Source organism: Pseudomonas sp. B35(2017) (genome assembly GCF_002113645.1).
In the GTDB taxonomy this organism is placed as follows: Bacteria; Pseudomonadota; Gammaproteobacteria; order Pseudomonadales; family Pseudomonadaceae; genus Aquipseudomonas; species Aquipseudomonas ekonensis.
The window spans coordinates 13,255-32,118 of the sequence record NZ_NEIZ01000019.1 but is presented as its reverse complement, the minus strand read 5'-3'; the positions used below and the strand labels follow the sequence as shown (position 1 = coordinate 32,118).

Below are 18,864 nucleotides of genomic sequence, written 5' to 3'. Positions count from 1 at the left end.
GAGGGGAAACACCATGGGATTCAATTGCGGCATCGTCGGCCTGCCTAACGTCGGCAAGTCCACCCTGTTCAACGCCCTGACCAAGTCCGGGATCGCGGCCGAGAACTTCCCCTTCTGCACCATCGAGCCGAACAGCGGCATCGTGCCGATGCCGGATCCGCGCCTGAACGCGCTGGCGGAAATCGTCAATCCGAAGCGCATCCTGCCGACCACCATGGAATTCGTCGACATCGCAGGCCTGGTGGCCGGCGCATCGAAAGGTGAAGGCCTGGGCAACAAGTTCCTGGCCAACATCCGCGAGACCGACGCCATCGCCCACGTGGTGCGCTGCTTCGAAGACGAGAACGTGATCCACGTCTCCAACAGCGTCGATCCGAAACGCGACATCGAGATCATCGACCTGGAACTGATCTTCGCCGACCTCGACAGCTGCGAGAAGCAACTGCAGAAGGTCGCCCGCAACGCCAAGGGCGGTGACAAGGACGCCGTGGCGCAGAAAGCCCTGCTGGAACAGCTGATCCCGCACTTCACCGAAGGCAAGCCTGCGCGCAGCCTGATGAAGAACATGAGCGCCGAGGAAAAGGCGATCATCAAGGGCTTCCACCTGCTGACCACCAAACCGGTCATGTACATCGCCAACGTCGCTGAAGACGGCTTCGAGAACAACCCGCACCTGGACGTGGTCAAGGCCATCGCCGAAGAAGAAGGCGCCGTGGTGGTTCCGGTGTGCAACAAGATCGAGGCGGAAATCGCCGAGCTGGACGACGGCGAAGAGAAGGACATGTTCCTCGAGGCCCTGGGCCTGGAAGAGCCTGGCCTGAACCGCGTGATCCGCGCCGGCTACGAAATGCTGCACCTGCAGACCTACTTCACCGCCGGTGTCGAAGAAGTCCGCGCCTGGACCGTACGCGTGGGCGCCACCGCGCCGCAGGCCGCCGGCGTGATCCACACCGACTTCGAGAAAGGCTTCATCCGCGCCGAAGTCATCGCCTACAACGACTTCATCCAGTACAAGGGCGAAGCCGGCACCAAGGAAGCCGGCAAATGGCGCCTGGAAGGCAAGGACTACATCGTCAAAGACGGCGACGTGATGCACTTCCGCTTCAACGTGTAACACACAGCGCCCATGAAAAAGCCGCGTTCGATACGCGGCTTTTTTGTGCCTGTCACTCGCCAAGGAACCCTGTGGGAACTGGCTTGCCAGCGATGGCGGCAGGTCAGGCGACAGAGATGCCAGCAGTGCCGGCCCTATCGCTGGCAAGCCAGCTCCCACAGGATGGGTGGCGGCCGCCCACTCTGCCGACACCCGCGATTCCTGCTGGCCCGGAATCAGGCCTTCTTCGTGCGCGGCAGGAAGATCGCCAGCACCCCGAGCAACGGCAGGAACGAGCACAGCAGGTACACCTGCTCGATGCCGTAGAGGTCCGCCAGGTGCCCCAGCAGCGCCGCGCCGATCCCGCCGAAACCGAACATCAGCCCGAAGAACACCCCAGCGATCATCCCGACGTTGCCCGGCACCAGCTCCTGGGCGTACACCACGATCGCCGAGAACGCCGAGGCGAGGATGAAGCCGATCACCACGCTCAAGACGCTGGTCCAAAACAGGTCGACATGGGGCATCAGCAAGGTGAACGGCGCCACGCCGAGGATCGAGAACCAGATCACGGCCTTGCGCCCGATCTTGTCGCCGATGGGGCCGCCGAAGAACGTCCCCGCCGCCACCGCGCCGAGAAACAGGAACAGATGCAGCTGTGAGCTGGCCACCGACAGGTCAAACTTCTCGATCAGGTAGAAGGTGAAGTAACTGGTCAGGCTCGCCATGTAGAAATACTTGGAGAACACCAAAAGCCCGAGCACCACCAGCGCACCGGTCACCCTGCCCTTCGACAATCCGTGCGTCGCCGCCTGGCCGGCCTTGAGCTTGAACAGGTTCAGGTGATCGGCGTACCAGCGGCTGATGCGGTACAGCACGAACAGCGCAAACACGGCGAACAGCCCGAACCACGCCACGTTGCCTTGGCCAAAGGGAATGATGATCGCAGCCGCCAGCAACGGACCGAATGCCGAACCTGCGTTGCCGCCGACCTGAAAAGTGGACTGCGCCAATCCGAAGCGCCCGCCCGAGGCCAGCCGTGCGATACGAGAGGCTTCAGGGTGAAAGGTCGAAGAGCCGATGCCGATCAGCGCCGCCGCCAGCAGGATCAACGGGAAACTGCCGACCATCGACATCATCACGATGCCGACCAGCGTGCACACGGAACCGGCCGGCAGCAGCCACGGTTTCGGATGGCGGTCGGTGTGGTAACCGACCCACGGCTGCAGCAGCGAGGCGGTCAACTGGAAGGTCAGGGTGATCAGGCCGACCTGAGTGAAGCTCAAGCCGTAGTTGGCCTTGAGCATCGGGTAGATCGACGGCAACACCGACTGGATCAGGTCATTGATCAAATGCGCCAGCGCCACGGCGCCGATGATGCGCATCACCAGTGGGCTGCTTTGGGGAGACGCCGGCGCCGAAGCGGCGGGCTGGACGTTGCTGATGGCCATGGGAATTTCCGGACAGCGGATGGGTGCACGCAGGCAGGTGCGCCAATGTGCCATTTTTCGGTGCGCAAGCGCCATCCCCTTAGCCAGCTAACGAACTAATCGTTCATCGCCGCAACGGTGATAGCTCAACGCCATGGTCTGAATCTTGCCTTGTCTGTCCCCTTGAACGCGGCCCCTTACAAAGGGGACCGAGAATGGGAAGTTTCGCTACAGAGCCGGCCCACAGAGCGGGCGAGAGTGAACTTTCGAGGCCTTTTAGCAGGGCACCGGTCGAGGTCGCGACGACCGCGACGCACGCCGATGGTGCGCGGTGTCCAGAGGAGTCATGGGGCATGCAGGCTTTTTTATCGCCGGGGATCGGTTTGCTGGGGCGCTTTGGTTTCGCCCGCAAATTCCAGCTGTTGTTTCTGCTGTTCATCCTGCCGCTGGCCGGCAGCCTGTTGATGATCGGCCAGGACTACCGCGACAGGCTCAACCTCATCGCCGGCGAACGGGCCGGCGTCCGCCAGTTGCTGGCCCTCGACGCGCTGGACAACCTGCTCACCGCCCAACGCGACCGCGCCGCCCGCTGGCGCGCCACGGAAACCAACCGCCAGCCGACGCCCGCCACCCTCGCTGCGATGGCCGCGTTCGATGGCGTGCAGCCTGCCGTCGCACAGGCCACCACCGAGCTGGGCAATGCCTTGCAGGCTGAAGGCGCCGGCGGCGAAACCCTGGCCCGCTATCAGGCCCTGCAGACCGCGCTGGGCGGCCTGGACTCGAAAAGCCTGGGCAGCGTCGGCTGGTGGCCGGACGGCTACGACCGCTTCACCAACGCCCTCAGCGCCCTTCAGGCATTGCGGGAACAGATCGCCATGGACAACCGCCTGACCCTGGCGCCGTGGCTGGAGACTTACCTGCTGACGCAGATTTCCACCCAGCATGCGCCGGACCTGATCGAACGGGTCGGGCGCCTGGCGGCGGTCGGGCAGGCCTCGGTGGTGTCCGGTCAGTTCACCCTGCAGAGCCGCTTGCAGTTGCGTGACCTGCGCAGCCGCATCGGCGACGCCCGCGAGCAACTGGTGAAGACCGCCAGCCTGCTGGAGGCGCGTCTGCCGAGCGACCTGCAAGGATGGGCCGCGCAGTACCACGACAGCCTCAAGCAGCTCGACACCGGCCTCAAGGTGCTGGACGACGGCGTGTTCGGCGGCAGCATCAACCTCAAGCCGGACGACTTCGAACGCAGCCTCGACGCCCTGCTCGGCAACCTGGCGACGCTGCGCCAGCAATCGCTGGTCTCGCTGGACGGGCGGCTGGACGACTACCACGGCTCGGCCATCCGCCAGTTCATCGTCGTGGCGGCGGTGTTCGGCTGCCTGTTGCTGCTGGCGCTGTACCTGTTCCTCTGCCTGCAGGCCTCGATCCGCCGCAGCGCCAGCGGCATCACCCTGCTCGCCGAAGCCCTGCGCGACGGCAACCTGAGCCTGCAAGTGGCGGTGCAGGGCCGCGACGAACTGGCGTCGATCAGCACCGCGCTCAACGTCGCGGTGGTGCAGCTGCGCGGCAGCCTGCTGGGCGTCGATCACGAGACTGCGCAGTTGAGCCAGGCCGTGCGCAGCCTCAACGACCACTCCAGCGGCGCCTTGAGCGAAGTCGAGGCGCAGCAATCGCAGATCAGCCAGATCGCCGCAGCGGCCACCCAACTGGCCGCCACCTCCCAGGGCGTGGCGCAGAGCTGCGAGCAGGCGTCCGGCAGCGCCCAGCACACCCGGCGCATCGCCGCCGACAGCAGCCGCGACAGCCAGCGCACCACCGCGAGCATCCAGCAGCTCAATCAGCGGCTGAACGAAACGGCGGCGGCGCTGGGCCGGGTCAGCGAACAGGGGCAGCAGATTCAGTTGGTGGTCGACACCATCCGCGGCGTGGCCGAACAGACCAACCTGCTGGCGCTCAACGCCGCCATCGAGGCGGCCCGCGCCGGCGAGCAGGGCCGCGGCTTCGCCGTGGTGGCCGACGAGGTGCGCAGTCTGTCGCAGCGCACGCAGTCGTCCACGGCGCAGATCGCGGGGACGGTCGACAGCCTGCGCACCACTGTCGACGAAGCGGTGAGCCTGATGGAAGCCGCCTGCGGCCAGGCGCAATCGGACGCCCAGGCGGTCACCGGCCTGGGCGAACGCCTGGGTGAGATCGCCAGCGCCGTGCAGAGCGTCACCGACACCCTGGCGCAGATCGCCACGGCGGTCGATGAGCAAGCGAGCACCGCCGATGAGGTCAGCGGCAACATCCAGCAGGTCGATCAGGCGGCGCTGCGCCTGCTCGAAGGGGCGCGGGCGGTGAATCTGGCGGCCGACACCCTGAGCGAAGGCAGCCGTGCGCTGAGCGCCAACACCGCGAGATTTCAGCTGCGCTGACCCCTCCTCCCCCCGTTTTTCGGGCCTGGCGGGTTAAGCGGTTGAAAATAAGAAGAAATATTTTGAATTCGCGCTTGACGCATCTGCATTACGGGTGAATAATGCGCGCCACTTGGCTACATAGCTCAGTTGGTTAGAGCATAGCATTCATAATGCTGGGGTCCGGGGTTCAAGTCCCTGTGTAGCCACCAAGTACTAAAAACGGCTTACCGAAAGGTAGGCCGTTTTTTTATGCCTCGAGAAAAGTCGCAGTCCAGGAAAGCGCTGTAGGGAAACCAGCACCCTCCTGGTACGAACTGGATTTTTCGTGAAATCAGGCGCCTGAAACGCTCCCCGTCGGTTTGCCCGCCTCCCCCATTGACCGACAAGCTCCCTTGGCTCGATTCAGGCCATACAGGGAGTTGCCGTGGCTCGATTCAAACCTCTCTTCGATGATGAATGGCTTCGCAAACGTCGCAATGATGTTTACTCATGGGCCACATGGAGCCCGCCACCGCCGCCTGAGCCGGTGTACATCGAAAAGGATGAATGGCCGACGCCCAAGTCCCCTGAAGATCAGGTGTTCGCCAAATCCTGCACGGCGAACAACTGGTGCCGTACGGATGTCGGCACGGCAGCGGAACCCTCCTCCAACTTCGGCAAGGTCATGGTGGCGGGCGCCATGCTCTTTCCGTCCGCCAGCAGCGCGGTAGCAACGGCACTCGGCGCTGATCTGGCATTGGGGCGCATGGCAGGCGGCGGCATCTTGCAGCAGCGCCTCAACTGGGCGGTACGCGGTGCAGGCGGCCCGGCGAGTGTGTTCATCCTCGGAATGCTCCCGGCCAGGATGGGCGACGGCACTCTTCATACCGATGAACAGTTGCGCCGCATGACCCGCGCCACTACCCGCGTGCGTTTCCAGTTCCGGCGCGATGCCGAAGGCGTCATGCAGGTCTACGGCATCCATACCGGCGCCTCGGGCGATGACTCGGTGCGCACCGTCAAGGTCGGGTGGAACAGCGACAAGACAGCGATGGAGGCCAGTCTCAACGGCATCACGGTATTGTGGACGCCGCAGCGCGGGCCCCTGGGGTCATTGCCGCCGCTGATCTATCCGGAACACGCGGAGCAACTGGGTACAATCCTCGTTCACCCGATTCCCGAGAACACCGACAGCCAGATAGAAGGCCTGCCCGGTGAAGACATCACCGCTGAGGATTGCATCCTGGTGTTTCCGGCGGAGACCGGACTCAAATCGCTGTACGTGGTGTATTCGAAGCCGGCCAGGCTGATGCCGGGCACCGTGACGGGGATTGGTGAGGATGTGCCGGGAATGTGGCTTGCGGGCGCGGGGACGGGGATCGGCGCGCCGGTTCCGACACGGATTGCGGATAAACTCAGGGGACGGGAGTTTTCGAGTTTCGATGCATTTCGCAAGGCATTTTGGCAAGCCGTTAGGGATGATCCGGATCTCTTCAATCAGTTCAACAAAGATGCCCAGGATCGCTTGATGTCAGGCAATGCCCCCGCAGTTCGAAACAGAGAGGCTGTAGGTATACGAGGAGTGTTTGAGTTACATCATCTCGAACGGGTCGCAGATGGCGGCGCTGTCTATGACGTAGACAACCTTCGAGTCAACACCCCCAGGAATCACATCAATCAACACAGAATCCAATGAGCATGTCATGACAAACATATCTGACTACACCGAAGCTGAATTCATTGGTTTCATCGAAAGGATACGAGCCACAAACAAACGCGGCTCAGATGCGGAACTGGGCGAGTTGCTGGCGCAATTCAGAACGCTTACCGAACACCCGGAAGGCACCGACCTCATTTTTTACCCGGAACCTGGAGAGGACAGTTCTGCCGAAGGTATTGCGCAGACAGTGAAGCACTGGCGTCAGGCGAACAGTTTGCCGGGCTTCAAGCAATAAACACCTGGCCGACCCGACTCACCTACATCCTGCACCGTTCTCCCTCTCCGAACGGCCTATCGAAAGGCAGGCCGTTTTTCATGCCCCGAGAAAAGTGCCGGGCATCACTCGCCCAGCGCCGCCAACCCCTTCGCCCAGATCTGCCGGGTGCGCAATCCCACCATCGCCCGCCAGTCCGGATCCGCCGGGTAGAACTGCTCCAGCAGGTTGAGCTTGATCTTGCGCCCCTGCGCACTGAGCGGATCGCCGTGCAGGTGCAGCCAGTGGTCGTCGCGCAGATGCCGGTGCACCTGCGCCCCCGGGTAGGTGCCGCACTCGATCACGAACGGCATCATCCGCACGCCCGTCAGCGCATCGAACAGCGCCTGGGAGGTGTAGCCGGTGGCCGTCGCCGCGACGCCGGTTTCGCTCAGGGTATCGGCGCCGGTGTGCAGGGTGTACAGCCACGGACCGTAAACCGATTGAGCCTGGGCCAGCGCAGGGTAAGGGCCTTGGGTGATGGTCAGCAGCATCGGGTGGCCGTACTCGCCCGCGCCGGTGTGCAGGTCGAAACACATCACGGTTTCGGCACCCGCCAGGTGCTGCTGGACGATGCGGTGCAACGTACGGTTCGACCAGGCCGGTTCCCGCCCGCCATAGAACAATCCGTCGGGGTGGCTGTGCTGGCCGCCCTCGACGATCGACATCACCGCCGGCCAGCCGTGTTCGGCGATCTGCGCGTCAAGCAGGGCATCGGCCCGCTGCCGCTCAGGGCCGTCGAGCTGCGTGCAGGCATAGATCCCGTGCAGCACCGCATAGGCCCGGTTGTCCGGCAACGGCCGGGAGAAGTCCAGGTGGTTGCGGTTGAGGTCAATGTTGTCCTCGTTGACCCTGCGCAGCCACGCCGTGCCCCACGGGTTGATCAGGTGCACCATCACCACGGCGACGTCCCTGGGCAACTGGTCGGGCGTGAACCGCTTCAGCCAGTCGATCTGGCAGTCGGAGCCGTAGTAGCCCTCCACCCCGTGCGTGCCGCTGATGGCCACCAGACGCCGCTTGGACTGGGGATCGCCCAGCACCGCGACATCGGTGCTCAACGGCTCGCCGAACGGCCCGTTGAGCGGATGCGCGTAAGAGAAGAGGGTCGCCCCGGCGATGTTCGCGGCGGCGAGAAAGCGTTCGCGCTGAAGGCGGTAGCCGGTGTGGGTGGCAAATGCGTTGTCCATGGAGGCCTCTTGTAGGTTTTCTGGCGTCTCGTGTGCCTTCGACCCTACAGAAAATCCACCGGGGCTTGAAGGAGAAAGTACCCGGCGGTTTGCGTCCCGTACGGTCGGCCGATACAGTCCGTCAGTCTTTTCACCCCACGGACGGAGAAGCCCGCGTGTTTCCAGCCCTGCCCCTGAGCCGTTTTCGCCTGCCTGCCCTGAGCCTGATCGTCAGCGCCCTCACCCTCGCCGCCTGCAACGCCCCGCCCGCCTCGACCTTGCCCCAGGCACCGGAAGCCGCCTCCGGCTACCGCACCGGCCTGCAGGCCAGCCACGCCAGCCGGCATATGGCGGCCGCCGCCAACCCGCTGGCCGCCGAAGCCGGCCGGGAGATGCTGCGCAAGGGCGGTTCGGCCGTCGACGCGGCAATCGCGATGCAGGCGGTGCTGACGTTGGTCGAGCCGCAATCCTCGGGCATCGGCGGCGGTGCGATGATCGTGCTGTGGGACGGCAAGCAGGTGCGCACCTACGACGGGCGTGAAACCGCGCCGGCCGGCGCCACCGAGAAGCTGTTCCTGCAAGCGGACGGCAAACCGATGCCGTTCCCCCAGGCGCAGATCGGCGGGCGCTCGGTCGGCACGCCCGGGGTGATGCGGGCGCTGGAGCTGGCGCACCGGCAGCACGGTCGCCTGCCGTGGGCGACGCTCTTCGAACCGGCGATCAAGCTGGCCGAGGACGGCTTCGCCCTGTCCCCCCGACTGCATTCGCTGCTGGCGTCTGACCCGGCGATCGGCCAGTCGCCGGACATGGCCAGGTACTTCCTCAACGCCGACGGCAGCGTCAAGGCCGTCGGCACACGCCTGCGCAATCCCGAACTGGCCGCCGTGCTCAAGCGCATCGCCCACGAAGGCGCCGACGCCCTGTACAAGGGCCCGATCGCCGAAGAGATCGTCGCCAAGGTCCAGGGCCACGCCAACCCCGGCAGCCTGTCGCTGAACGACCTCGCCCGCTATCAGGCCAAGGAGCGCGCGCCGCTGTGCACCGACTACAAGCGTTGGCAGGTCTGCGGCATGCCGCCGCCGTCCTCGGGCGGGATTGCCGTGGCGCAGATCCTCGGCACCTTGCAGGCCCTCGAGACCCACGACCCGCGCCTGGCGCTGACGCCGCTCAAGCCCCGCAAGACCGACCTGCCCGCAGGCATTGAGCCTGCGCCTGAAGCCGTGCACCTGATCGCCGAGGCCGAACGCCTGGCCTACGCCGACCGTGCGCAATACGTGGCCGACACCGACTTTGTGCCGGTGCCGGTCAAGGGCCTGGTGGATCCGGGCTACCTGGCCACACGTGCCGGCCTGATCGGTGAGCGCAGCATGGGCAGCGCCCGGCCGGGCAACCCGCCAGGGGTACAGGTGGCCTATGCGCCGGACCGTTCGCCGCTGCGCATCTCCACCTCGCAAGTGGTGGCGGTGGATGACTTCGGCGGTGCGATCTCCATGACCACCACCATCGAGGCCGCCTTCGGCTCGCACCTGATGGTCCAAGGCTTCTTGCTGAACAACCAGATGACCGACTTCTCGTTCATCCCCGAGGAGAACGGGCAGAAAGTCGCCAACCGCGTCGAGCCCGGCAAGCGCCCGCGCTCGTCGATGGCGCCGACCCTGATCTTCGACCGCGCCAGCGGCGGGCTCGTCGCCACGGTCGGCTCCCCGGGCGGCTCGCAGATCATCGAGTACGTGGCCAAGACCACCGTCGGCCTGCTCGACTGGAACCTCGACGCCCAAGACGCCATCAGCCTGCCCAACTTCGGCAGCCGCAACGGGCCCACCGAACTGGAGCAAGGCCAGTTCAGCCCGGCCCTGATCCAGGCGCTCAAGGCCCAGGGGCACGCGGTGAACGAGATCGACATGACCAGCGGCACCCAGGCCATCGTGCGGGTCAAAGATGCGCAAGGAAAGGTGTCTTTCGAGGGCGGGGCGGATCCGCGCCGTGAAGGCGAGGCGTTGGGGGATTGAGCTTGCCCTTGGGGCAGGCTTTAGCGTGAGTCCCGAGCAGCCAAACAGGAGAGATTCATGCTGACCATCGGACAAATGGCCCGCTGCCACGGGCTCACCACCAAGACCCTGCGCCACTACGACAGCATCGGGCTGTTCAGCCCGGCGCTCACCGGGCGCGACAACGGCTACCGCTACTATCGCCCGGAGCAGATCGTCATCCTCGGCCGGATCCTCTGGCTCAAGGGCCTTGGCCTGGCGCTGGAGGACATCCGCTCGCTGGCCGCAGGCGGCGGGCTCGACAGCGTCGGCGCGATGCGCGAGACCCTCGAAGCCCATGCCCGGCACTTGCGCGCGGAACTGCAGCGCAGCGAAAACGTGCTGGGCCAGCTGACTCGCTACCTCGCACAGCCGGATCGCGGACTGCCGGCCCTGCAGGCGCCCGAACGGGTCGCCTACCCCGCGCTGCGGATCATGGGCATGAGCTGGCAGCAAGGAGAGGACGGTTCGATCGCGCAAATGTGGGATCGCTTTGAACCCAGGGAGCCCGAGATCGACCGCCTGCGCGAGCCGGTCGGCACCTTCGGCGTGTGCGAGCCTTTGGCGGACGGTCAGTGGCGGTACGTCGCCGGGCTCCCGGTGGGCAGCGGCGCCCACCTGCCCGACGGGATGGTGGAACTGCACATTCCCGCCCGCCCGTACGCCCGCGTCGAGCACCACGGTCCGGTGACCACGCTGCCGGAGACCTTCCGTGCGGCCTACAGCGAATGGCTGCCCGCCGCCGGCATGGCCCCGGCCGAAGGCATCGAGTTCGAATACTGCGGCGAGCGCTTCTTCGGCCCGATGGATCCGCGCAGCGTGGTCGAGCTGTACATTCCGCTCAAGGACTGAGGTTCCCTCACGGCGACTGCTGCGCCGTCGAGCGGGAGCGGTTCGCTCCCGCCAGCCCCGGACATGACGGCAACGGGTCCGGGAAAAGAACCGGTCAGGGGCCGTTCCCGGCGCTCTGCTCACACCACGTGGAGAAATGCCCTGCAACATCCGAAGAAGCGTCAGACATCCGCCCTGAAGCCGTTGATTTAAGGTGTTACATCTTCAACTGCACAAGGCACGGCATTCCATGAGCAACCGCTGGCAGAGCAATTCATACGCGGATTTCGGAAGGTTTCTGCGGCGTTTCAGAACCGAGCTGATCGTCGGTTTCCTGCTGGGGACGGTGCCGCTGCTGATGCACTCGACCCGTCCCTCGGAGCTGCATGCCATGCTCCAGGCCCTGCTGGCCAGCACCCCGGTGATCGACCACGCCGTGTGCCTGCTGCTGATCTACAGCTTGGTGTGCCTGCACAAGAAACTGTACCGGCTCAAGACAGACCGCATGCGGGAGCGCTTCGAGTCGATCTACCAGGTGACCGCCGAGGTCGGCACCAGCTTCCTCACGCTGCTGCGCACCGGACTGGGGGCCATCGTCGGCTTCCTGATCATCGCACCGTTCATCGAAGTGGAGCCCGTGGCCCTCAAGCAGTGGCTAGCCAACGCCGTGCTGGGCATCATGACCCTGGTGCTGTCGGCCTGGGTGTCACTGCTGCACGACTTTCTGCTGCCGCAGCCGAGCCGTGCCCACGTGAAGAACCATATCCGCCTTTAGGCCTTGAGCGCCTTGCCGTCCACCGGGTCGCCGATCTTCAGGAAGTGCCCGCCGGCCACATGGTGCAGCGTGCGCAAACCGTCCTGACCGTCGAAGTGCCAGCGGCCGTCGCTGAACACACGTTCGTCCGCCTGGGCGGCGATCACCTCGGCGAGAAACAGGTCGTACCGGTCATGGTTGTGCGGCTCCGGCAGCAGCCGGCATTCCAGCCAGGCCACGCAGCCGTCGAGCATCGGCGCCTGCACCTGTTCGCCTTCGAACGTCTGCAAGCCAAAGGCCTGGAACTTGTCCCGGCCCTGGGCCTGGCTGATCTCAAGCCCGGAGGTCGAACCGACGGTCTGCACGACGTCGGCCTGAAGCGCACAAGGGACGTTGAGCACGAAGGTGCCGCTGGCTTCCAGCAGTTGCCGCGTCCAGGTGGACTTGTCGAGCACCACCGCCACCTTCGGCGGTTCGAAGTCCAGCGGCATGGCCCAGGCGGCGGCCATGATGTTGCGCTGGCCGTCGTGGGCGGCGCTGACCAGCACGGTCGGGCCGTGGTTGAGCAGGCGGTAGGCTTTGTTCAGGGGAACCGGGCGGCGGTGGGAAACGCTCATGGGCATCTGCTCCGGGAAAAGGAACCGATTGTAGCCTCAGCCCCAATGACTGTGGGAGCGAGCCTGCGTGCGAGGGCGCCCCGTCAGTCACCTGGAACGTGAGTGATCGGACGCCATCGCGAGCAAGCTCGCTCCCACAGGGAGAAGCCTTGAATCAGTTGGACAGCTGGTTGGCGAACTGGCCGACCGCGTTCACCACCTTCTGCGCACCGTCCTGGATCTCGACGATCACGGTGCCCGCCTCCGCCGCCAGCGCCAGGCCCTGTTCGGCCTGGAGCTTGCCGTCGGTCATCAAGGCCACGGCGTTGCGCGCCATGTCTTGGTTCTGGCGCACCACGCCGACGATCTCTTCGGTGGCCTGGCTGGTGCGCGAGGCCAGTTGCCGCACTTCGTCGGCCACCACCGCAAAGCCCCGCCCCTGCTCGCCGGCGCGGGCCGCTTCGATGGCGGCGTTGAGCGCCAGCAGGTTGGTCTGTTCGGCGATGCCGCTGATAGTCTTGACGATGGTGCCGATCACCAGCGACTGCTCGTTCAGCGCCTCGATGCCTTCGCCGGCGGTCTGCATGTGCCGTGACAGGTCGCGCATCACATTGACCGCTTCGGTCACCACCGCGGTGCCGCGCTGGGCGGTGCTGTCGGTCTGCAGCGAGGTGCTGTAAGCGATGTTGGCGGCTTCGGCGACCGCCTGCTCCTGGTTGACCTGATCGGTGATCACCGTGGCGAACTTCACCACTTTGTAGAGCTTGTCGTTGGCGTCGACCACCGGGTTGTAGGAAGCCTCCAGCCACACGGTGCGGCCATGGCTGTCCACCCGCTTGAAGCGGCCGGCCACGAACTCGCCGTTGTTCAGGCGGCGCCAGAAGTTCTGGTAGTCGGCGCTGCCGGCTTCCATCGGGTCGCAGAACATGCGGTGATGCTTGCCCTGGATCTGCGCCAGGCTGTAGCCCATGCCATTGAGGAAGCGGTCGTTGGCGCTCAGCACGTTGCCGTTGAGGTCGAACTCGATCACGGCGGTCGAACGCACCAGCGCCCCGATCAGGTTCTCGTGCTCGCGCGAGGCCTCGATGGTGCGGGTCAGGTCGCTGGAGTAGATCGCGAAATACTTGATCCGCCCGTCCGAGGAGCGGATCGGCTGCGAAATGGAACGCAACCAGGCCTCTTCGCCATTGCCGCGCAGCAGGCGCACGGCCCCGGCGAAGTGTTCGCCGCGGGTCAGCGCGGCGCGGAAACGGTGGTGGAACTCATCGGACTTCACATGGGCCGGCACGATGTCTTCCAGGGCACGACCGATCAGGTCGTGGCTCCGGTAGCCCATCTCGTTGAGGAAATTCTGGTTGGCGGACTGGATGCGTCCGTCGGGCTCAAGGGTCAGCACCAGCATCTCGCTTTCCAGACTCTCCTTCACTTGCAGAAGGCTGGAGAGTTCTTCGCGAAGAGCCGCGAGCTCTTGCTTCAGGCGTGTATTGAACATGGGAAAGCACCGATGGGTAGAAAGCGGGTATGCCACCTAACCATCGGCCTCGGGATTCTTTTCTGAAGTGCGCTTGAGGGCTGTCCTACAAAAATAGTTCGGCCCCCGCCACTCAGGCGGTTCCCGCCACCCGGCACTGTCCCGGATGCGGCATCCGCGAGCCGAAATACGCCGCGCCGGCCAGGCCCGCCAGGCCCATCACGGCGCAGAAGATCACGCAGACCCACGGGCTCCACGGCATCAGCCCGACCAGCAGCAGCGGCGTCACGCTGGCCCAGGCCGCGTAGGCGATGTTGTAGGTGAAGGAGATCCCCGACACCCGGATCCGCGCCGGAAACAGGCCGACCATCACCGACGGCACCGCCCCCACCACGCCGCAGGCGAGCCCGGCCACGGCATAGGCGAGGCCGATCCAGCCGCCCCCGCCGATCAGGCAGGCGTACAGCACGCCGATGCCCAGCGGCAGCAGCAGGCTGTAGAGCATGACCGTGCGCCAGGCGCCGATGCGGTCGACCAGTTTGCCGGCGATCACGCAGCCGATGTTCAGGAACACGATGCCCAGCGCGCTCAAGGCGAAGGTGCGGCTGGCGGTCATGCCGAAGGTCTTCTGCATCATGGTCGGGGTGATGACCACGAACACCACCACCGCCGACGTCAGCACGCAGGTCAGCAGCATGGCCGGCAGCATCGCCAGGCGGTGCTCGCGCAGCACCGTGCGCAGCGGCAGTTCGACCCGCGCGTCGCGCTGCGCCTCCATCGCCATGAACACCGGCGTCTCGCTGAGCCAGCGGCGCAGCCACACACCGATCACGCCGAACACGCCGCCGAGCAGGAACGGGTAGCGCCAGGCGTAGTCCAGCACCTCCGCCGGGGTGAACATCTGCGCCAGGAAGGTCGCGGTCAGCGCGCCGATCAGGTAACCGAAGGTCAGGCCGGCCTGCAGAAAGCCCAGGGCATAGCCACGGTGGCCCGGCGGCGCGTGCTCGGCGACGAACACCCAGGCGCTCGGCACCTCGCCGCCCACCGCCGCCCCTTGCAGGATGCGCAGCGCCAGCAGGAGCAGCGGCGCGAAGTAGCCGATCTGCGCGTACGTCGGCATCAGCCCGATCAGCAGGCACGGCAGCGCCATCATCAGGATGCTCAGGCTGAAGACCTTCTTGCGCCCCAGGCGGTCGGCGAAATGCGCCATCAGGATCCCGCCCAGCGGCCGCGCCAGATACCCGGTGACGAAGATCCCGAAGCTTTGCAGCAGGCGCAGCCATTCGGGCATTTCCGGCGGGAAGAACAGCTGGCTGAGGGTCAGGGCGAAGAACACGAAAATGATGAAGTCGTAGATCTCCAGCGCCCCGCCCAACGCCGCAAGACCTAAGGTCTTGTAGTCGGAACGGCTGAAAGGGGCCGGTCGGGCAAGCGGGTCGGCAGTCATGACAGGGGCTCGGGCAGCGGCAAAAACCGGGGCGCCCATGGTCTACGCAAACGGGCCGGGGGACAACCCGTTAGACCATAGTCCCGGTTTTGCAAAACCTGCTCACGGAAAGGCCGGCGCCTGATTTACTGTTGGGGCCTGTCCGCAGACACCACGCCAGACACACCGTGGCAGCGGGCTTGCCCCCGAAGAGGCCGTTGCGTCCGGCACCGATGCCGACCGGCCTGACGCCTTCGCGGACAAGCCCGCTGCCACAGGGGGCGCGGCGCTTCTGACGGATCACAATAAACATAAGAATCCGAGGTATTCCCGTGGCCGTTGACATCGAAGATAGCCGCTCCGCCCGTTTTGCCCTGCGCTGCTCCAACTTTGCCGAACGCTGGTTTCCCGATTCCTGGGTGTTCGCCGCGCTCGCCGTGATCATCGTGGCCCTGGCCACCCTGGCCATGGGCGCCAAGCCCACCGACGCCGCCATGGCGTTCGGCGACGGGTTCTGGAGCCTGATCCCGTTCACCATGCAGATGGCCTTCGTGGTGATCGGCGGCTATGTGGTCGCCAGCTCGCCGCCCGCCGTGAAACTGATCGACCGCCTGGCGCGGCTGCCCAAGAACGGCCGTTCGGCCGTGGCCTGGGTCGCGCTGATCTCGATGGTCGCCTCGCTGCTCAACTGGGGCCTGTCGTTGGTGTTCGGCGGCTTGCTGGTGCGCGCCCTCGCCCGGCGCAGCGACCTGAAGATGGACTACCGCGCCGCCGGCGCCGCGGCCTACCTGGGCCTCGGCGCGGTATGGGCGCTGGGCCTGTCCTCGTCGGCCGCGCAACTGCAGGCCAACCCCGGCAGCCTGCCGCCGTCGATCCTGTCGATCACCGGGGTGATCCCGTTCACCCAGACCATCTTCCTCTGGCAGTCCGGCGTGATGCTGCTGGCGCTGATCGTGGTGTCGATCATCATCGCCTACGCCACCGCCCCCGGCCCGAACTCCGCCCGCGACGCCCAGGCCTGCGGCATCGACCCGAGCTTCAACCTGCCGCCGCTGCAACCGCGCACCCGCCCCGGCGAGTGGCTGGAACACAGCCCGCTGCTGATCATCGTGCTGGTGCTGCTGGCGGCCGGGTGGCTGTTCCACGAGTTCTCGACCAAGCCTGCGATCACCGCGATCTCCGGGCTGAACACCTACAACTTCCTGTTCATCATGCTCGGCGCGCTGCTGCACTGGCGTCCGCGCAGTTTCCTCGACGCGGTCGCCCGCGCCGTGCCGACCACCACCGGAGTGCTGATCCAGTTCCCGCTGTACGGCTCCATCGCCGCGCTGATGACCACGGTCAAGGGCGCCGACGCCCAGACCCTGGCCCACCACATCTCGACGTTCTTCGTCAGCATCGCCTCCCACGACACCTATGCGCTGCTGATGGGCGTGTACTCGGCGATTCTCGGCTTCTTCATCCCGTCCGGCGGCGGCAAGTGGATCATCGAGGCGCCGTACGTGATGCAGGTGGCCAACGACCTCAAGTACCACTTGGGCTGGGCGGTGCAGATCTACAACGCCGCCGAGGCCCTGCCGAACCTGATCAACCCGTTCTACATGCTGCCGTTGCTGGGCGTGCTGGGGCTGAAGGCGCGGGACTTGATCGGCTTCTCGTTCGTGCAGTTGCTGGTGCACACGCCGTTGGTGCTGGCGTTGCTGTGGGCACTGGGGACGACGCTGGCCTACCTGCCGCCGGTGATGCCGTAACCGCCTCGGCTGGCGGATACGGGCCTGACGGGCGCGCGGACACGCCGCGCTCCCGCTGGGACGGGCCTGGCCTTGCGGACGGTCACCCAACCGTCACATTCCCTTGCTAGCGTCCGCCAGAAACATACTGAAACAATTAAGCAGGCACAGGCTTCTAGATGAACGACGACACAAACGACAGCGCCCCGCCCTCCCCCGACCATGACCTTCCTGCCGACACCAGTCGACGCCGTTTCCTCGGCGGTGTGGCGGTGCTCGGCGCCGGCGCGACGCTGGCGGCCTGCGGCAACCGCGGCGACGGACCGGGCAAGCCGGACGAACGTCCGCTGTCGGCGGCCGAACTGGACAAGGCCCTGCAAACCCACGTGAAGACCGTGGTGGTGATCTACGCCGAGAACCGCAGCTTCAACAACCTGTTCGGCGACTTCCCGGGCGTCGAGCGACCGCTGTCGGCCCTCAAGCCCGCCGACTACCAGCAGCGCGACCGCGACGGCAGCCTGCTGCCGGCCCTGCCTCCCGCCTGGGGCGGCATCCTGCAGACCGGCCCGCAGACCCTGGACGGCGTGACGTACCCCACCGCCGTGCAGTTTCAGGAAAACCTGCCCAACGCACCGTTCGCCCTCAAAGGGCCGAACGCCGAAGACTTGCCGCTGGGCCTGGTGACCCGCGACCTGTGGCACGTGTTCTACCAGAACCAGATGCAGATCAACGGCGGCAAGAACGACGGCTTCGTGGCCTGGGCCGACTCCGGCGGCCTGACCATGGGCCACTACGCACAGAGCCGCTATTCCCTGCGCCTGTGGGACGTCGCCCGGGAATTCGTGCTGTGCGACAACTTCTTCCAGGGCGCTTTCGGCGGCTCCTTCCTCAATCACCAGTACCTGATCAGCGCCACCGTGCCTTTCTATCCGCACGCGGCCGAGTCGGTGGCCAAAGGTCAGATCGCGTCCCTGCAGAGCGACGACCCCGCCGACCCGCGCCTCAAGCCGCTGGAGCAATCCCCGGCCAGCGCCATGACCGGCCCGCCGCAGTTCGGCCCGAGCGCGCTGACGCCGGACGGCTATGCGGTGAACACCCTGGCGCCACCGTACTGGCCCACCTGGATCCGCGACCCGGAGCGGCCGGCCTATTCCAAGCCGGATCTGCCCAACGTCCTGGTGCCCCAGACCCACGAACACATCGGCGACAAGCTCTCCAAGCGCAACATCGACTGGGCCTGGTACGCCGGCGCCTGGCAAGCGACGCTGGATCAGTTCAAGGACTCGGGCGGCATCCCCAAGATCCCGAACTTCCAGTACCACCACCAGCCGTTCAACTACTTCCGCCAGCAGGGGCCCGAGAACCCCGAAGAGCGCGCCCGGCGCCTGCGTGACGCGGGCCTGGGCGACGAGTCGGGCAGCAACCGCTTCTTCGCCGACGCCGAGGCCGGCAAGCTGCCAGCCGTCAGCTTCTACAAGCCCCAGGGCAACCTGAACATGCATGCCGGCTACGCCGACGTGGCCTCCGGCGACCGCCACATCGCCAGGGCCTTGAAGGTGCTGCAGGAAAGTCCGCAATGGAAAAACATGGTGGTGATCGTCACGGTCGACGAGAACGGCGGCTGGTGGGACCACGTCGCGCCGCCCAAGGGCGACCGCTGGGGCCCCGGTTCCCGGGTGCCGGCGCTGGTGGTGTCGCCGTTCGCCCGCAAGGGCACGGTGGACCATACGGTGTACGACACCGCCTCGATCCTGCGCCTGATCACCCGGGTGTTCCGGCTGGAGAAGCTCGACGGGCTCAGGCAACGCGACGAGGCCATGGCCGCCCGGGGCCAGAAACCGCTGGGCGACCTGACCGCCGCCCTGCGTTTTCCGGTCTGAGGACAGCGCCTGCGGGCGTGCAAAAAAACTCCGTGCGGGCGCTTCTCTGCGCCGTACGGCTGATCCAATATGGCACGCATCCCATCTCCGGGACCCACGCTGAAAAGGATCTGAG

General features: G+C 65.8%; 13 protein-coding genes, 1 tRNA gene and 2 pseudogenes. 10 read left to right on the top strand and 6 right to left on the bottom strand.

The window, feature by feature from the left end; translation table 11 throughout:
* The first annotated feature begins 13 nt into the window (after nt 1–13).
* A complete protein-coding gene (gene ychF / locus CAG41_RS23935) occupies nt 14–1,114 on the top strand; it encodes a redox-regulated ATPase YchF (protein WP_085584701.1) in 1,101 nt (366 codons plus the stop codon).
* A gap of 215 nt (nt 1,115–1,329) precedes the next feature.
* On the opposite strand, the gene CAG41_RS23930 is transcribed toward ychF, so the two are convergent.
* A complete protein-coding gene (locus CAG41_RS23930) occupies nt 1,330–2,544 on the bottom strand; it encodes an MFS transporter (protein ID WP_085629366.1) in 1,215 nt (404 codons plus the stop codon).
* 332 nt (nt 2,545–2,876) lie between these two features.
* On the opposite strand from CAG41_RS23930, the gene CAG41_RS23925 reads away from it, so the two are divergent.
* The 4 genes from CAG41_RS23925 to CAG41_RS23910 all read left to right on the top strand — a co-directional run bounded on the left by CAG41_RS23925 (nt 2,877) and on the right by CAG41_RS23910 (nt 6,850).
* Nucleotides 2,877–4,934, top strand: coding sequence for a methyl-accepting chemotaxis protein (locus CAG41_RS23925; protein ID WP_085584697.1), 2,058 nt, complete (start codon nt 2,877–2,879; stop codon nt 4,932–4,934).
* 114 nt (nt 4,935–5,048) lie between these two features.
* Nucleotides 5,049–5,125, top strand: a tRNA-Met gene (locus CAG41_RS23920).
* A 215-nt stretch (nt 5,126–5,340) separates the two neighbouring features.
* On the top strand, nt 5,341–6,591 hold the full coding sequence (locus tag CAG41_RS23915; RefSeq protein ID WP_085707545.1) for an S-type pyocin domain-containing protein: 1,251 nt from the start codon (nt 5,341–5,343) through the stop codon (nt 6,589–6,591).
* A 7-nt stretch (nt 6,592–6,598) separates the two neighbouring features.
* Complete coding sequence (locus CAG41_RS23910; protein ID WP_085584693.1) at nt 6,599–6,850, top strand: bacteriocin immunity protein; 252 nt, start codon at nt 6,599–6,601, stop codon at nt 6,848–6,850.
* 104 nt (nt 6,851–6,954) lie between these two features.
* Here CAG41_RS23910 and CAG41_RS23905 read toward each other — a convergent pair whose 3' ends face one another.
* Nucleotides 6,955–8,055, bottom strand: a complete 1,101-nt coding sequence (locus CAG41_RS23905; RefSeq protein WP_085707544.1) for a DUF2817 domain-containing protein — start codon at nt 8,053–8,055, stop codon at nt 6,955–6,957.
* A 155-nt stretch (nt 8,056–8,210) separates the two neighbouring features.
* On the opposite strand from CAG41_RS23905, the gene ggt reads away from it, so the two are divergent.
* The 3 genes from ggt (at nt 8,211) to CAG41_RS23890 (ending at nt 11,667) form a co-directional block, all read left to right on the top strand.
* Nucleotides 8,211–10,043, top strand: coding sequence for a gamma-glutamyltransferase (gene ggt, locus CAG41_RS23900; RefSeq protein WP_085707543.1), 1,833 nt, complete (start codon nt 8,211–8,213; stop codon nt 10,041–10,043).
* A 57-nt stretch (nt 10,044–10,100) separates the two neighbouring features.
* Nucleotides 10,101–10,913, top strand: a complete 813-nt coding sequence (locus CAG41_RS23895) for a MerR family transcriptional regulator (protein WP_085629360.1) — start codon at nt 10,101–10,103, stop codon at nt 10,911–10,913.
* 229 nt (nt 10,914–11,142) lie between these two features.
* Complete coding sequence (locus tag CAG41_RS23890; RefSeq protein ID WP_085584685.1) at nt 11,143–11,667, top strand: hypothetical protein; 525 nt, start codon at nt 11,143–11,145, stop codon at nt 11,665–11,667.
* Here the strand turns inward: CAG41_RS23890 and CAG41_RS23885 are convergent.
* The 4 genes and pseudogenes from CAG41_RS23885 to CAG41_RS23875 form a co-directional block, all read right to left on the bottom strand.
* Complete coding sequence (locus CAG41_RS23885) at nt 11,664–12,263, bottom strand: flavin reductase family protein (protein WP_085584683.1); 600 nt, start codon at nt 12,261–12,263, stop codon at nt 11,664–11,666. The two genes, CAG41_RS23890 and CAG41_RS23885, sit on opposite strands and share 4 nt — an antisense overlap.
* Before the next feature lie 154 nt (nt 12,264–12,417).
* Nucleotides 12,418–12,849: pseudogene (locus CAG41_RS29290) on the bottom strand (methyl-accepting chemotaxis protein); the annotation flags it as partial.
* A gap of 156 nt (nt 12,850–13,005) precedes the next feature.
* Nucleotides 13,006–13,644 (bottom strand): annotated as a pseudogene (locus CAG41_RS29285) (PAS domain-containing protein); the annotation flags it as partial.
* A gap of 202 nt (nt 13,645–13,846) precedes the next feature.
* Nucleotides 13,847–15,160 (bottom strand): MFS transporter, encoded by a 1,314-nt coding sequence (locus CAG41_RS23875; RefSeq protein ID WP_085707542.1) that lies wholly within the window; start codon nt 15,158–15,160, stop codon nt 13,847–13,849.
* A 311-nt stretch (nt 15,161–15,471) separates the two neighbouring features.
* On the opposite strand from CAG41_RS23875, the gene CAG41_RS23870 reads away from it, so the two are divergent.
* Together CAG41_RS23870 and acpA are read left to right on the top strand one after the other, a co-directional pair.
* A complete protein-coding gene (locus CAG41_RS23870; RefSeq protein ID WP_085584677.1) occupies nt 15,472–16,890 on the top strand; it encodes a short-chain fatty acid transporter in 1,419 nt (472 codons plus the stop codon).
* 158 nt (nt 16,891–17,048) lie between these two features.
* Nucleotides 17,049–18,749 carry an acid phosphatase gene (gene acpA, locus CAG41_RS23865; RefSeq protein ID WP_085707541.1) on the top strand — a complete coding sequence of 567 codons (1,701 nt, stop codon included), beginning with the start codon at nt 17,049–17,051 and terminating at the stop codon, nt 18,747–18,749.
* The last annotated feature ends 115 nt before the right edge of the window (nt 18,750–18,864 follow it).

What these genes read in the sequence shown, in the direction of transcription:
- CAG41_RS23930 (WP_085629366.1), bottom strand. Translation starts at nt 2,544, where the DNA reads ATGGCCATCAGCAACGTCCAGCCCGCCGCTTCGGCGCCGGCGTCTCCC.
- CAG41_RS23910 (WP_085584693.1), top strand. Translation starts at nt 6,599, where the DNA reads ATGACAAACATATCTGACTACACCGAAGCTGAATTCATTGGTTTCATC.
- CAG41_RS23895 (WP_085629360.1), top strand. Translation starts at nt 10,101, where the DNA reads ATGCTGACCATCGGACAAATGGCCCGCTGCCACGGGCTCACCACCAAG.
- CAG41_RS23885 (WP_085584683.1), bottom strand. Translation starts at nt 12,263, where the DNA reads ATGAGCGTTTCCCACCGCCGCCCGGTTCCCCTGAACAAAGCCTACCGC.
- acpA (WP_085707541.1), top strand. Translation starts at nt 17,049, where the DNA reads ATGAACGACGACACAAACGACAGCGCCCCGCCCTCCCCCGACCATGAC.
- CAG41_RS23890 (WP_085584685.1), top strand. Translation starts at nt 11,143, where the DNA reads ATGAGCAACCGCTGGCAGAGCAATTCATACGCGGATTTCGGAAGGTTT.
- CAG41_RS23875 (WP_085707542.1), bottom strand. Translation starts at nt 15,160, where the DNA reads ATGACTGCCGACCCGCTTGCCCGACCGGCCCCTTTCAGCCGTTCCGAC.
- CAG41_RS23905 (WP_085707544.1), bottom strand. Translation starts at nt 8,055, where the DNA reads ATGGACAACGCATTTGCCACCCACACCGGCTACCGCCTTCAGCGCGAA.
- CAG41_RS23925 (WP_085584697.1), top strand. Translation starts at nt 2,877, where the DNA reads ATGCAGGCTTTTTTATCGCCGGGGATCGGTTTGCTGGGGCGCTTTGGT.
- ychF (WP_085584701.1), top strand. Translation starts at nt 14, where the DNA reads ATGGGATTCAATTGCGGCATCGTCGGCCTGCCTAACGTCGGCAAGTCC.